The organism is Inquilinus limosus, assembly GCF_051487185.1.
Lineage (GTDB): Bacteria > Pseudomonadota > Alphaproteobacteria > DSM-16000 > Inquilinaceae > Inquilinus > Inquilinus limosus_F.
On the sequence record NZ_JAHVDK010000032.1, the window covers coordinates 87729 to 102277 of the forward strand.

Below are 14549 nucleotides of genomic sequence, written 5' to 3' on the forward strand. Positions count from 1 at the left end.
ATTACCCCGCCGTCGCGGCGGCGACCGGCGGCGGCACCGGGGCGATGCGGTCGCCGGACCTGAGAAAGCTGCCGGCGCGCAGCACCACAGCCTCGCCTTCGGCCAGGCCGCGGCGGATCTCGACCCGTCCGTCGCCGATGAAGCCGGTTTCGACCGGGCGGCGGTCGACCACATTGTCGCGCACCGCCTGGACATAGGCGCCCTCGGTGCTGAAGAACACCGCCGACAGCGGCACGGTCAGCGCCCGCCGGCGGCCGGTCTCGACCGCACCCTGGGCGAAGACGCCGGGGCGAAGCCCGGGCTCGGCCGGCAGGGTGACGGCGACGCGGCCGAGCCGGGTGGTGGCGTCGACCGTCGGATCGACCAGGCGGACCGTGCCACGCACCGGCCGGTCGAAGCCGGTCAGCTGCAGCTCGACCGGCTGGCCGACGGCGACCCGCGGCATGCCGGTCTCGGTGACCTCGGCCAGGAACTCGACCTCGCCGTCACGGATCAACCGGAACAGCGGCTGGCTCGACATGCCGACCACCGCGCCGATTCGGGCCTGCCGCTCCGACACCACGCCCGCCACCGGCGCCTTGATCTCCGCCCGGGCGATGCGCAGTGCGATCTCGTCCCGCTGCGCCTGGGCCAGCGCCTTATCGGCCATCGCCGAGCGCGCCGTCTCCTCGGCCGAGGCAATGCGGGCCTCGGCAACCTTGACCTCGGTCTGCCGCGCCAGCAGCTGCTCGGCGGAAGCGTTGCCGTTGGCGCGCAAGGTCTGTGTCCGCTCCAGTGAGGCCTGCGACTGGATCGCCGAGGCCTGGGCTTCGGCGACCGACGCCTGGGCCTGCTGGATCGCCGCCTCGGCCTTGGCGACGTTGGCCTCGCTCTGTGCCAGCTGGGTGTCCAGCTGGGCGTGGTCCAGCCGGGCCAGCACCTGGCCGGCGGTGACCCGGTCGCCGACATCGGCGTCGATCGTGACGATGCGCAGGCCGTCGACCTCGGCGCCGACCAGCACCTCCTCGCGTGCCGCCAGCGTGCCGGTCACGGCCAGGGTCTCGACCACGTCATGCATCTCCGCCCGGACGACGGTCGTGGCGGGGGCCGGGGCGGCGGGATCGTCGGCGGGCCGGTCGAGGCGGTCCGAGGCCAGGATGCGCCAGCCGCCGGCCGCCACCGAAAGGCCGACCACCGCCAGCGCCAACAGGCCGAGCCGGCGGGACCGCCAACGGGGACGAACACCACTCATCACCGGATCTCCCGCTCAGGCCAAGGCGCGGCGCTTCTGACGAGGGACCAGATCCTCCAGGATTGCGGCGATCTCGCGGCGGGCGTCGTGGCGGGCGAAATCGGCCTGCATCGCCTGGGCCCGGCGCCGGTAGCGCGGGTCGGACAGGACGGCGCGAACCGCGTCGCGGATCTGTTCCGGCCGCGGCTGGCCGGTGCCGAGATTGATGCCGGCCCCGCTCCAGGCCACGCGGGCCGCGATCTCCGGCTTCTCCTCGGTGTCCCCCGCCACCACGATCGGGACGCCGAGGCTGAGGGCATAGTTGACCGAGCCATAGCCGCCATTGGTGACGAACACGTCGACCTTGGGCAACAGCCGGTCATAGGGCACGAAGCGCTCGGCGCGGGTATTCGCCGGGATCGGCACCGGGATCGCCTCGACCGGCGGGCCGCCGGTGGTGGCGATGACCAGCGCGTCCTCGCCGGCGAGTCCGGTCAGGGTCGGGCCGATGAGTTGGCTGAAATCCTCGTTCGCCAGCGTGCCTTGGGTGGCCAGCACCACCGGCCGGCCGCCATCCAGCTCGCTCCACCAGCCGGGCGGCTCGAACGCCTTGGTCGGCGGCGACAGCAGAGGGCCAACGAAGCGCACCGTCTCCGGCAGGTCGCTGCGCGGATACTCGAAGGATTCGCCGGTCAGCTGCAGATAGTAATCGGGCAGGGTGATGAAGCTGTCGAACATGAATTCCGGCAGCGGCGGGCAGCCGATCGATGCCAGCGTGTCGTCGAACTGCTGCTGCATGCCGACGCAGAGGGCCTGCATGGTCCGGTGCATGGCGATGTTGCGGGCCCGTCCCTCCGCGGTCGAGGAGGGCGGCATTCCGGAGCCGAAGAAGGCGGTGTCGACGCTGGTGGCGGCCAGCGCGGTGATGCCGAGCGTGACCACCGCCGGCCGGGCCTCGCGCGGGCCCAGCAGCATCGGGATGGTGCCGGCGAAGACCGTGTCGGCCACGATGGCGTCGGCCGGGAAGCCGCTCAGGATCTCCTCCAGCCCGGCCTTCTGGCCCAGCATCGCGTCACAGACGAAATGCTTCAGCCCGAACATCATCTTCTCGGGGCCGGGCTTGGTCTCGCGGTACTCCGGGAAATATTCGTCGACCCGGCGATAGTCGAGATCGATCTCGCTGCGGAACGGGACGAAGCGCGCCCCGGTCGCCTGCGCCTTCTCCCGGAACGGGCTTGCGGTGTGCACGACGACCTCATGGCCGAGGCCGACGAGATGATGCGCGATCCCGAGAAGCGGCGAGACGTGACCTGGCAGGGCGGTGGCGGCGACGATGAAACGGGCCATATCGGATCGGTCCTTCCGCCGGGCGGCGCTCATGCCGCCCGGCCTTGCTGCATGTCACTCGGCGGCGACGGGGGTCGGCTCCGGCGTCCAGGCTTCGGCGGCCTCGACCGATTCCACGATCTTCAGATTGCGCAGATAGCGCTCGATCAGCTCCGGCCCGATCGGCCGGATGGTGCCGCCGACCTGCTCCAGCCGCGCATGGGTGGCGTCGCAGGACAAGGTCGGCAGGGTGACCGACGTGTCGTACTCGCCGAAGATCGAGAGCACGGTGGCGAGATCGTGGTCGCGGCTGTCGAGCCGTGCCAGCTGCGCCCGCTCCAGCCAGGCCCCGACCGGCAGCAGCTCGGTCTGCAGCCCCAGCCGCGCGAAGATCGGCACCATGTCGCGCAGATGGACGGTGCCCTGGCTGACCAGGTGGTAGACGCCGCCCCAGGGCTTGTCGCTGCGCGCCAGCCGCAGCATCGCGTCGGCGATGTCGTCGGCCGGGGTCATCGGCAGGTGGATGTCGGGGATGGCGCGAAGGCCGGCCGAGGCCCGCACGATCCGCCAGATCATGTCGCGGTCGTTGCAGATCGCGGAGATCCGGTCGCCGGTGATGGTGCCCAGCCGGTACACCGCCACCGGCAGGCCGCGCGCCAGGGCCTGCCGGGCCAGCGTGTCGCCGACCCATTTGCTCTGGCTGTAGCCGCCGACCAGCCCCCGCCAGCTCTCCAGCGCCGACGCCTCGGTCACCACCCCCGGGCCGCTGGCCGGGTCGATCACCGACTGGGTCGAGACATAGTGCAGGGCCTTCGGCCGGCCGGACGCGGTCCAGCCGATCAGCGTGCGCACCGCCTCGACATTGGACGCCTTGAGGGCGGAATAGCCCTGCATGAAGTCGATCATCGCGCCGCAATGGAAGATGGCGTCGCACTCGTCGCGGACGACGGCGATGCCGTGCTCGTCGAGGCCGAGATCGGGCTCGCTCATATCGCCCATCAGGATCTCGATGCGGCGGTCGTCCCACAGCTCGGACAGGCCGCGCTCCGCCAGGGTCCGGCGCAGCCGGGTGCGGGCCGCGCCCCGGCTCATCGCCCGGACCAGGCAGACGATGCGGGCGTCGGTGTCCCGCAGCAGCGTGGCGAGGATCTGGCTGCCGACGAAGCCGGTGGCGCCGGTCAGGAACGCCTGTTCGAACTCGACCGGCGGCAAAGCCGCCTGCGGCTGGATGCCGTCGTCGAGGCGGGCGTCGGCGGCGAGGTCGAGCGAGGCGGCGGCGAGGCCGTCGCCAAGGGCCCGATCGATCTTCTCCGCCAGGCCGGCGATGGTCGAGACCTCGAACACCATCGACAGCGGCAGGTCGACGGCGAATGTGGACTTCAACCGGCCGATCAGCTGCGCGACGAGCATGGAGTGGCCGCCGAGTTCGAAGAAATTGTCCTCGACGCCGACCCGCTCCAGCCCGAAGGTCTCGGCCCAGATCGCGGCCAAGGTCGCCTCGGTCGGCGTCCGCGGCGCGACGTAACCGGCGGAGGACTGCCGCTCCGGCGCCGGCAGCGCCTTGCGATCCAGCTTGCCGCTCGGGGTCAGCGGCAGGGCGTCCAGCGCGGTGAAGGTGGCCGGGACCATGTAGTCGGGCACGTGCCGCCCCAGCTCCTGCCGCAGCAGCGCCGGGTCCAGGACCGCGCCGGTCTCCAGCACCACATAGGCGGCCAGATACTGGTCGCCCGGCCGGTCCTCGCGGGCGATCACCGCCGCCTGGGTGACGGCGGGGGAGCGGACCAGCGCCGCCTCGATCTCGCCGAGCTCGATGCGGAAGCCGCGCAGCTTGACCTGGTGATCGAGCCGGCCGAGGAAGTCGAGGGTGCCGTCCGGCCGCCAGCGCACCAGGTCGCCGGTGCGGTACATCCGGCTGCCGGGCGGGCCGTAGGGGTTGGCCACGAACCGCTCGGCCGTCAGCATCGACCGGTTGATGTAGCCGCGGGCGAGGTTGGCGCCGGCCAGGTACAGCTCGCCATTGACGCCGACCGGAACCGGCTGCAGCCCGGGGTCGAGCACGTAGAGCTGCGTGTTCCAGATCGGCCGGCCCAGCGGCACCGGACCGAGGGTGGCGTCGCGGCGGCACTCCCAATAGGTCACGTCGACCGCCGCCTCGGTCGGCCCGTACAGGTTGTGCAGCGGCACCGGCAGCATCTTGTGGAACCGGGTCTGCAGGTCCTCGGGCAGGGCCTCGCCGCTGCAGAAGACGCGCCGCAGCCCGGTGCACCCGGCCGCCTCCGGCTCCTGCAGGAAGGCGCGCAGCATCGAGGGGACGAAATGGATGGTGGTGATCCGCTCGTCTTGGATCAGCCGGGCCAGATAGGCCGGGTCGCGGTGCCCGCCGGGCCTGGCGACCACCAGGGTGGCGCCCTGGATCAGCGGCCAGAAGAACTCCCAGACCGAGACGTCGAAGCCGGACGGCGTCTTCTGCAGCACCCGGTCATCGGCCGTCAGGCCGTATTCGGCCTGCATCCAGCGCAGCCGGTTGACGATGGCGCCGTGCGGCACGGCCACGCCCTTCGGCCGGCCGGTCGAGCCCGAGGTGTAGATCAGATAGGCGGGGTGCAGCGGCTTCAGCGCATCGGCCACGACCCCGAGGCCGGACGGGTCGGCCGCGGCAAGCTCGGCCTCCACCCCCGCCGTGTCGAGAACCAGGCGGTCGGCGTCGTCCGGCACCACCCAGGCGAAGTCCCGGCTGGTCACCACCGTGACCGGCCGGGCGTCGCCGAGCATGAAGGCGATCCGGTCCAGCGGATAGTCGGGGTCGATCGGAAGATAGGCGGCGCCGGTCTTGAGGATCGCGAGCAGCCCCACGACCAGCTCGACAGAGCGCGGCAGCGCGACGGCGACGATCCGCTCCGGCCCGGCGCCTTTCGCGGCCAGCAGCCGAGCCAGCCGGTTGGCGCGGGCGTCGAGCTCGGCATAGCTCAGCGCGGTCTGCTCGAAGACCAGCGCGGTCGCGTCTGGCGAGGTCCGGGCCTGGGCGTCGAGCAGCGCGGTCAGCGTAGTCTGCTCCACCGGATGCCCGGTCCGGTTCCAGTCCACCAGCAGCCGTTGCCGCTCCTCCGGGGCCAGGATGTCGATGCCGCCGATGGCCTGGCCGGGATCGGCCAGCATCGCCTGCGCCAGGCGCAGCAGCTGCTCGCGGTGGCCGGCCAGCTCCTCGGCTGTGTACAGCGCCGAATTGGCGTCCAGGTCGATGCACAGGCCCTTGTCGTCGCCGCGGTCGTAGATGAACACGCCGAGATTGTTGGTCGAGCCGTTCGACAGGTTCTGCGGCGTCATCGGCAGGCCGCCGAAGCGCAGGTCGTAGTCGAAGGGCTCGATGTTGACCAGCATCGTGAACAGCTGCTGATTGTTCGGCAGCAGGTTCAGGTCGCGCCGCAGGTCCTCGTAGCGGTACTGCTGGTGCCGCAGGCACTGGCGCACCTCGGTGCCGACCTGGCGGATCACGTCCTGCATGCTCAGCGCCGGGTCCATCCGCAGCCGCAGCGGCACGGCGTTGGCCAGCATCGACGGGGTGCGCCGCATCCGGGCATTGGCCCGGGCGGTGACGGTGAGGCCGACGATCAGGTCCTCGGCCCCGGTCACGCGGTAGAGATAGGCGGTGGTCAGTGCGATCAGGATCTGCGGCAGGCTCGCGCCCGAGGATTGCGCCAGGGCCCGCAGGGACGCCACCATGCCGGGCTCCATGAAGGACCGGTCGCGCAGCAGGGTGCCGGCCCCCGGCCGGCGATGGGAGAGCGTGATCGGCGACGGCGTGTCGGCGAAGCGCTCCATCCAGTATTCGCGGTCACGCAGGAACCGGCCGGAGGCACGATAGGCCGCCTCTTCGTCCAGGATCTCCGTCAGGCTGCCGAACGCGGTCTCGTCCGTCGGCGCGCGGCCCTCGACCATCGCGGTGTAGAGCTCCGCCACGCGGCGGGTGCACAGCCCGCCGGACAGGCCGTCCATCAGCAGGTGATGGACGCGGTGGTACCAGATGAAGGCGTCGTCCGCGATCTTCAGGACGGCGGAGAACCACAGCTCATCGGTCAGCGGGTTGAGCGGCCGGGCGTAGTCCGCCTTCATCCACCGGCCGGCGGCATTCCGCGGGTCCGGCTCGGCGCTGAAGTCGACGAAGGGGATGTCGCCCTCGTATTCGTGCCGGATCACCTGCCGCGGGCCGTCGCTGCCCTCGATGAAGCGGACGCGCAGCGCCTCGGCCTCCCGCGTCAGCTGGCGCAGCGCCGACTGCATCAGGCCGGGATCGAGCGGGCCGTGGATCTCGATCGCCTCGGCGAGGTTGAACTCGATCTCGGGCATGAACTTCTGCGCCAGCCACATGCCTGTCTGGGCTGTCGTCAGTGGCAGCGAGGCGCTGCCGAAATCGATGCTGTCCATGATTCAACTCGCTCGCTGGATCAGAAAAGGCCGTCCGGAGGCGATCACTGCCGCGCGGCCAGCGATTTCGGCCGCAGATCCGTCCAATGGGTGTCGATGTGGTCCTGGCAGGCCGGGCGGGCGGCATCCCGCAGCACCGCGGTCCAGCCGGCCGGGATCGGGATGAAGGCCGGCCACAGCGAATGCTGGCCCTCGTCATTGACCAGGACGTGGAAACGGCCGTTCGGATTGTCGAAAACGCTGGTCATGTCACGCTCCCGGGCGCCAGCGCACAGCGGGACTGCCGGCGGCCTTCCCGCTGCTGGCACAAAGAATCGAAAGGATTCGATCGAAATCTTCCGAATATTTGGAGGCAACGGCCTCGCAGCCGCTGCCTCCGGTGACGATCGCAATACACACACCGCCTCGCTTCGCCGGGCCGGACGAGAGCGCCTCGGGCGAGCGTCCGGTCCGGCACAGCTCAATTGAGTCCTGATCGCGCGGAGCTTGGGTGAAATCAAGCGCTGCTGCGAGCTGTATAGGTTTACAGGTTTCGCTCAGGCGCAGATGATGATGTCATGCATCAATCCTCGGGCGATGGCCTGGGGCAAAGTCGCCACGCCGAATTTCTGCTTCGCATTTTCCGTATGGAACACCACCGTGCGGCGGCTGATCCGCATAATCTCCGCAATGTCGGACGCGCTCTTGCCCTTGGCCGCCCATTGCAGGCAGTCGATCTCCCGCGGCGTCAAGGTCGGCCGCGTCTGCGGCTCGGGCCGTTCGTCCTGACGCAGCCTGGCATGCAGGTGCAGGGCGATCAGGTGCAGGGCGTGCTGGTGCCGGTCGACGCAGTGCTGGAAGTCCGGCTCGGTGCCGAACTCGGTCAGGGTCAGGCTGGACGCCTTGCCCTGGCGGTCGTGGATCGGGATGGTCACGCCGCGCCGGATGCCAGCCCCGGCGGCTTCGTCCAGGAAGGCCTTCACCTTCCGCGATGACGGCTGCCGCAGCGAGTCGATCGTCCAGGCGAAAGGCAGCATGGTGCTGACCGCCCGCGCGAGCACCGGGTCGATGCGGTCGTACCGGTTCTCGCCGTAGCGCTGGATCCAGGAGGCGGGATATGTCGTCAGCACCAGCGGCATGTCGGCCTCCCCCGACGGGAAACCGACATAGGCGAAATGCTGCAGCCCATACCCCCGGATGGTCTGCTCCAGCAGGGCCCGGATCGCCTGTCGGCCCCGGCTGGATGGTAGGTATCGGATGAAGTTCTGAAAAATTTGATCCATTTGCCCCTCACCGCATCGTGCTCTAATCGGCGATCCCCCTTTTTTATTTATAATTTTACTCATTATTTGTAATTCGCCCTGTCACATTACAGTCATGGCGTTGGTTCCAATGCTATTTCTATTCGGCGGATACCGCAAAGGAAGATTCGCATATGGGCATATGAGGCAGCGGCTGCGGCAGCGCCGCAACACCCCGGCGCGCCTCGCTTCCTGGGCCTGCCCGACCCGGCTCGCCGCGGCGCAGCGATTCCGCCGGGCGATCGGGCGTTTCGGCAATCCGATCGCCGTCAAGTCAATCTGCATAACATAGCAGGTATACTTGCTGCATGAGAGTGGATAGGAACGAGTTCGCAGATCGAGATCTGCAGCTCGGCCAGCCTGCTTTTGAGGGAGTCACGAGTCCACAGGATAGATCCTTTCTCAAATCGAGAAAGAATGCCCCCTCCTGCCGGTTTCTTCTGCGGAGCCGGCGTCGCGGCCGGCTTGAAGTCGAGCGTCACCCGATTCCTTCCACTCAGGAGAAGACAGATGAGCGACATCCTTGACCTGACCGGCATCCTCGGCGGCGCGCTCAGCAGCGTCGGCGCGGCGGTGGGCGACGTGGTTTCCGGCGTCGGCAGCACCGTGGGCACCGCGGCCGGCTCGGTCGGCGAGATCGTCGGCGGCGTCGTGACCGAGGTCGGCGCGATCGCCGGCGATGCGGCCGGCGACCTGGTCGGCGGCGCCACCTCCGCCGTCGGCTCGGTGCTCGAGGGCACCCAGTCGGCCGCCGGCGACGTCGTCGCCGGCGTCGGCGAGGCGGTGGACCATGTTGCCGATGGCGTCGGCGACGCGCTGGGCAGCGTGCTGGGCGGCCTGTTCGGCAATCTCGACTTCAATCTCTGAGGCGCCGGATCCGGGGCGGGTCGATCCTGCCCCGGTCCCCATGTCAGAGAGGGCGGCTGAGGAAAGGCGATCCGGCCAGGCCGAAGCGCCACGGCGTCGCGGTGCCGCGGGTGATGCCGATGCGCGTCCCGGCCGCGACCGTCATCGCCTCCGCCCGCGGCAGGATCGCGAAGGGCGGTTCGTCCAGCGCCAGACCATCCATCGCGCTGGTGATGCCCAGGGCCTGAGCGAGACGTCCGGGGCCGGCGCAGAGACGCCGCAGCTCGTGCAGCCCGCGCCGCGCCCGCATGGCCTCGATCCCCGCCGTCGGCGCCAGCGCCCGGATCAGCACGGCGCTGCCCGGCCGGGCAGCGTCGCACACCAGGTTCAGGCACCAGTGCAGGCCGTAGGACCGGTAGACATAGGCGTGGCCGACAGGCCCGAACATCGCGGCGTTGCGCGCGTTCGGCCCGGCGAAGCTGTGCGAGGCCGGGTCCTCGCGGTCATAGGCCTCGGTCTCGACGATGATGCCGCCCACGCCGTCGACCAGCAGCACCGTGCCGATCAGCGCCTGGGCGACGGTCGGGGCGTCCGCGGCGAAGGCGCTGCGGTCGAGCGGAACAGGGGCTGGCGCGTCGGGCATCAGGCCTCTGTCCTCGACCGCGGCGCCGGGCGCAAGCGGAATCCGCCGGGTTGCCGCAGGCCGGCTTGGCGGGAACCGGACCGGTGCCGTATGGTCGGGCCTTTCCGACCCAGGTGACCCGATGGACCAGCACGCCGACCCGCAGCCGAAGCCCACGGTACCGCCCGAGCTGGCGGAGCTGCGCAGCAGCATCGACAACATCGACGCGGCCCTTGTCCATCTCCTGGCCGAGCGCTTCAAATGCACCCAGAAGGTCGGGCGGCTGAAGGCGACGCTCGGCCTGCCGCCGGCCGATCCGGGCCGCGAGGCGGCGCAGATCGCGCGGCTGCGCCGGCTGGCCGAGGATGCTCATCTCGACCCGGATTTCGCCGAGAAGTTCCTGGCCTTCATCGTCGCCGAGGTGATCCGCCACCACGAGGCGATCCGCGACGGCGCCCGGCGCTGAGGCTCCCTCGCACCCTCCCGCCGCCTTCGGCGTCGGGCCCCTCCCTCTCCCCGAGGAGAGGGGACCAGAGCCGTGGCCCTTTCACCTCTCCTTGGGGAGAGGTCGAAATCGCGCAGCGATTTCGGGTGAGGGGGGAACTGGCCCCTCCGCGTCGCAGCCGGTTGGTCTCACCGGCACGTCCCGAACCAGCCCACATCGAGATGCAAGTGATCCCGGTGCGCCGCGTTGTAGTCGGGTGACAGCACCACGTCGAAGATGCGGCAGGCGCGGTCGCGCAGGCGGCGCAGGAAGCGGGCCTCGGGCCCGTCGCCGGCCCAGCCCCGCGCCACCGTGATCCGCCGCCCGCCGGCCAGGCGGACAGCGGCCAGGTCTATGGCGTCGGCGGTGGCGTGGCGGCTGCGCCGGCCCTCGGCCCGGTGGTTGACGTTGCGGCAGGCATAGGTGCCGAGATGCTCGACCGCCGCGACCCGTTCGCCGAATGCGTCCTCCGCCGCCGGCTGCAGCACGTGCCGCTCGAACAGGGCGAAGGCGACGGCGAGGCGGCAGGAGGCGACGAAGCCGCGGTCGAAGGCGACGCCGGAGCGGGAGACGGCGACCGCGTTCTCGATCGCGCAGCCAGGCGCCTCCTTGCGGTCGGGCACCGGGCGGGCGTTCATGCCGGCGGTCGCCAGCACCGCCCGGCACAGCGCCGGATCGGCCTTGATCCGGGCCAGCTTCAGGCCGGTCAGGATATTCGGCGGGGCGCGCAGGTCCAGCGGCGTCCAGGGATTCCAGCGGTCCGGCACGGCGATGTCGCCGCGCCACAGCAGCACGGTGCCGAGAACAGCCAGTGCGACGAGAAGGACCAGCAGGATGCGGCGGCGCATGGTGCGATCATATCGCGCCGGCCCGGCTTGCCGGCCAGATCCCGCCGGCCCAGATCACTGGGGCCGCCCGGCGGCGATCCCGGGCGGACGGGCGGCATCACCGTCGCGCCAGTCATCTCCGAGGAGTGTCCCCATGCCCACCCATCCCGCGATCCGGGCCGGCCGCGCCGCCGTCGTCACCGGCGCCGCCAGCGGCATCGGCCTCGCCGCCGCCACGCGCTTCGCCTCGATCGGGCTCCGGGTCGTGCTCGCCGACCTGCCCGGCGACGCGCTCGACTTCGCCGCCGACAAGGTGGCGAAGCACGCCGGCAGGACCAAGGACGTCCTGGCCGTGCCGACCGACGTGTCCCGGCCGGAGGAGGTGGAGCGGCTGCGCGACGAGGCCTATGGCCGCTTCGGCGAGGTCGCGGTGCTGATGAACAACGCCGGCATCGGCGGCGGTGGCGGCCCATGGGAGGCCTATGACCGCTGGCGCCGGGTGCTCGACGTCAACCTCTACGGCGTGATCCACGGCGTCCACATCTTTACCCTGGCGATGATCGCGCAGGGCGGCGACGGGGTGATCGTCAACACCGGCTCGAAGCAGGGCATCACCACCCCGCCGGGCGACACCGCCTACAACGTCTCCAAGGCCGGGGTGAAGGTGCTGACCGAAGCGCTGGCGCATGCGCTGCGCGAGACCGAAGGCTGCCGCATCACAGCCCATCTGCTGATCCCGGGCTACACCTTCACCGGCATCACCGCCCGCGGCGCCGCCGAGAAGCCGGCCGCGGCCTGGACCGCGGAGCAGGTGGTGGAGTTCATGCTCGACGGCCTCGGCCGGGGCGACTTCTACATCCTCTGCCCCGACAACGAGGTGACCCGGGCGGTCGACGAGAAGCGCATCCGCTGGGCGGCGGAGGACATCATCCGGAACCGGCCCGCCCTGTCGCGCTGGCACCCCGACCACAAGGACGACTTCGCCGCCTATATGGCCCGGCCGGACTGATGGACCGCTGCGGTCATGTGTAGGTTGGGTTCGCCCTGGCGAACCCGTTCACCCGGACAGTCCGGGCCGGTCCAGCCGGACCGGCTTGCTCATATGGACGGCGGTGCCCTCCATGAACGGCTCCTCTCGGTCCACCGCGAAGCCGGCGCGGGCATAGAGCTCGACGTTCCCGGCGAAGCGGGGATTGGTGTAGAGGCGCAGCAGCGGCCGCCCCAGCTCCGCCGCCAGCGCCTCGGCATGGGCCAGCAGGCGCCGGCCATGGCCGCGGCGCTGGGCCTGCGGCGCGACCGCCAGATTCTTGATCAGCAGATGGTCGCCGCGATCGATGATCTCGATCAGCGCGGTCAGGTCGTCGCCCTCGAACAGCAGGTCGATGCGGTGCTCGCGCACGGCCAGGTCGTAATCGGCCGTCATCGGCGTCGGCTCGCGGCCGATCACCGGCACCCATTTGGCGTAGGCGGCGCGGGTCAGCGCCCGGACGGCCGCGGCGTCGCCCGCGGTGGCGCGGCGGATCCGGAGTTCGGGCTGGCTCATGGTCTCGTGTTCCTTCGGGGGCGGGACGGCCGGCAAGAAAAAACCCGCCGGTCGGGGACGGCGGGTTGCGGTGGGTCGGGGCTCCGGTCGGGATCAGCCGGGACTGGCCCCGGCGGTTCCCCCGCTTCTCCCGGCGCACCGCAGCGCCGCCGTCGCCGGGCGGCGACGGTGTTTGGTGGCGGCGGTAGCTCGGAAGAAGCGGGTCATGGAGAGATGATCCGGCGTCAGGCGGTCGCCGTCAACGTCCGAGGTGTTACAGTCCGCCGCGCCGCGACCGCCGCGGCCAGCCGTTCCAGCACCGCGACCGACTCGTCCCAGCCGATGCAGCCGTCGGTGATGCTCTGGCCATAGACCAGCGGCCGGCCGGGGACCAGGTCCTGCCGCCCGGCGACGAGGTGGCTCTCGACCATCAGGCCGATGATGCGGCCGTCGCCGGCTGCGATCTGGCCGGCCACGTCCTCGACCACCTTGGGCTGGTTCTCCGGCTTCTTGCTGCTGTTGGCGTGGCTGGCGTCGATCATCACCGCCGGCCGCAGCCCGGCCCGGGCCAGCTCGGCGCAGGCGGCCTCGACGCTGGCGGCGTCGTAGTTCGGCGCCTTGCCGCCGCGCAAAATGATGTGCGCGTCCTCGTTGCCGGCGGTGGAGGCGATGGCCGACCGGCCGCTCTTCGTCACCGCCATGAAATGATGCGGCTGCGAGGCCGAGCCGACGGCGTCGACGGCGATCTTCACATTGCCGTCGGTGCCGTTCTTGAAGCCGACCGGGCAGGACAGGCCGGACGCCATCTCGCGGTGGATCTGGCTTTCCGTGGTGCGGGCGCCGATCGCGCCCCAGCCGACCAGGTCGGCGATGTATTGCGGCGTGGTCATGTCCAGGAACTCGCAGGCCGCCGGCAGGCCCAGCCGGTTGATCTCCAGCAGCAGGCTGCGCGCCAGCCGCAGCCCCTTGTCGATCTGGAAGCTGCCGTCCAGGTCCGGGTCGTTGATCAGCCCCTTCCAGCCGACCGTGGTCCGCGGCTTCTCGAAATAGACCCGCATGACGATCTCGAGCTCGCCGCCAAGCCTCTGGCGCAGCGGCTGCAGCCGGCGGGCATAGTCCAGCGCCGCCTCGGGATCGTGGATCGAGCAGGGGCCGATCACCACCGCCAGGCGGTCGTCGCTGCCGTGCAGGATGGCGTGCAGGGCGCGGCGGGCTTCGGTGACGGTGCGGGTGGCCACGGCGTCGCGCGGGAACTCCAGCATCACCTCGGCGGGGGTGCTCAGCTCCTTGATCTCGCGGATGCGCAGGTCGTCGGTGGTCTTCAACACGGCTTGGGCTCCTGGTTCACCCCGCCGGCGGCAACAAAAAAGCCGCCAGGAGGTCTGGCGGCTCTCGGGTCGTCTGTCGATCTTCAGATCACGCGCACCCTCGCTCCGCCGCTGGCAGCGGGAAGCTAAAGTACCAGAAATAGGTGGCGCGGACGAAGGTCATGCCCCTGCGTATAAGTCAGGATGCGGGCTTTGTCACGGCCGTTCTTTCGGGAAGCGTCGCCCGCGGACGCGGCGGCTTTCGGGAAGTTGCCCGGTCGCGGCCGGTCCGGAACCCCGGCGCCGTCCGGGGGTTTTTCCGGCACGCCGCTCGGAAGGGCTTGAGCCCGGCCGTCCGGCGCGTCAGAACGGCATACCTCGCCGTCGCGACCTGGAAGCGGAGCCCCGTCGATGAAACCCGTTCGAGTTCTCCTCCCTGTCCTCGCTGCCGCCCTGCTGTCGACCACGGCCTTGGCCCCCACTGCCGTGGCACAGACCACCCAGCGCTACGCCCCGTGGCAGCCGCCGCAGCAGGACCAGACCAAGGCGCTGCTCGACGAGCTGTCGCGGATGGTCAGCCAGGCCGAGCGCGACCGGGCGGCCAGCCCCGACTTCATCGCCGATCTGAAGGGGCTGGTGGAACGCCACTCGGCCTCCGCCTCCTCGGCCGCCCAGCCGCCGGCTGCCGCCCCGGCTCCGGCCG

The 14549-nt window shown here is 70.6% G+C and carries 13 protein-coding genes; 4 read left to right on the forward strand and 9 right to left on the reverse strand.

Annotated elements, in window-relative coordinates; translation table 11 throughout:
- Window position 1: 1 nt before the first annotated feature.
- The 5 genes from KXR53_RS29520 to KXR53_RS29540 form a co-directional block, all read right to left on the reverse strand.
- Window positions 2-1231, reverse strand: a complete 1230-nt coding sequence (locus KXR53_RS29520; protein ID WP_437378994.1) for an efflux RND transporter periplasmic adaptor subunit — start codon at window positions 1229-1231, stop codon at window positions 2-4.
- A gap of 15 nt (window positions 1232-1246) precedes the next feature.
- The gene (locus KXR53_RS29525; protein ID WP_437378996.1) at window positions 1247-2557 is read right to left on the reverse strand and encodes a glycosyltransferase; all 1311 of its coding nucleotides are present in this window, start codon (window positions 2555-2557) and stop codon (window positions 1247-1249) included.
- Window positions 2558-2611: 54 nt separating this feature from the next.
- A complete protein-coding gene (locus KXR53_RS29530; RefSeq protein WP_437378998.1) occupies window positions 2612-6958 on the reverse strand; it encodes an amino acid adenylation domain-containing protein in 4347 nt (1448 codons plus the stop codon).
- Window positions 6959-7002: 44 nt separating this feature from the next.
- Window positions 7003-7206, reverse strand: coding sequence for an MbtH family protein (locus KXR53_RS29535; protein WP_437379000.1), 204 nt, complete (start codon window positions 7204-7206; stop codon window positions 7003-7005).
- 288 nt (window positions 7207-7494) lie between these two features.
- On the reverse strand, window positions 7495-8220 hold the full coding sequence (locus tag KXR53_RS29540) for a helix-turn-helix transcriptional regulator (RefSeq protein ID WP_437379002.1): 726 nt from the start codon (window positions 8218-8220) through the stop codon (window positions 7495-7497).
- 528 nt (window positions 8221-8748) lie between these two features.
- Here KXR53_RS29540 and KXR53_RS29545 point away from each other — a divergent pair.
- Complete coding sequence (locus KXR53_RS29545) at window positions 8749-9105, forward strand: hypothetical protein (protein ID WP_437379004.1); 357 nt, start codon at window positions 8749-8751, stop codon at window positions 9103-9105.
- Window positions 9106-9148: 43 nt separating this feature from the next.
- Here the strand turns inward: KXR53_RS29545 and KXR53_RS29550 are convergent, their stop codons facing one another.
- Complete coding sequence (locus tag KXR53_RS29550) at window positions 9149-9727, reverse strand: DNA-3-methyladenine glycosylase (RefSeq protein ID WP_437379006.1); 579 nt, start codon at window positions 9725-9727, stop codon at window positions 9149-9151.
- 121 nt (window positions 9728-9848) lie between these two features.
- On the opposite strand from KXR53_RS29550, the gene KXR53_RS29555 reads away from it, so the two are divergent.
- On the forward strand, window positions 9849-10172 hold the full coding sequence (locus tag KXR53_RS29555) for a chorismate mutase (RefSeq protein WP_437379008.1): 324 nt from the start codon (window positions 9849-9851) through the stop codon (window positions 10170-10172).
- A 167-nt stretch (window positions 10173-10339) separates the two neighbouring features.
- On the opposite strand, the gene KXR53_RS29560 is transcribed toward KXR53_RS29555, so the two are convergent.
- Entirely contained in the window at window positions 10340-11038 is a 699-nt protein-coding gene (locus KXR53_RS29560; RefSeq protein ID WP_437379010.1) for an extensin-like domain-containing protein, read from the reverse strand.
- A 133-nt stretch (window positions 11039-11171) separates the two neighbouring features.
- Here KXR53_RS29560 and KXR53_RS29565 point away from each other — a divergent pair, with 133 nt between their 5' ends.
- A complete protein-coding gene (locus KXR53_RS29565) occupies window positions 11172-12026 on the forward strand; it encodes an SDR family NAD(P)-dependent oxidoreductase (protein WP_437379012.1) in 855 nt (284 codons plus the stop codon).
- Between the two features lie 48 nt (window positions 12027-12074).
- Here KXR53_RS29565 and KXR53_RS29570 read toward each other — a convergent pair whose 3' ends face one another.
- A complete protein-coding gene (locus KXR53_RS29570) occupies window positions 12075-12560 on the reverse strand; it encodes a GNAT family N-acetyltransferase (protein ID WP_437379015.1) in 486 nt (161 codons plus the stop codon).
- A gap of 224 nt (window positions 12561-12784) precedes the next feature.
- A complete protein-coding gene (locus KXR53_RS29575) occupies window positions 12785-13867 on the reverse strand; it encodes a 3-deoxy-7-phosphoheptulonate synthase (RefSeq protein ID WP_437379017.1) in 1083 nt (360 codons plus the stop codon).
- 390 nt (window positions 13868-14257) lie between these two features.
- Between KXR53_RS29575 and KXR53_RS29580 the strand changes: the two genes are divergently transcribed.
- A partial coding sequence (locus tag KXR53_RS29580; protein WP_437379019.1) for a hypothetical protein occupies window positions 14258-14549 on the forward strand: 292 nt, incomplete at its 3' end.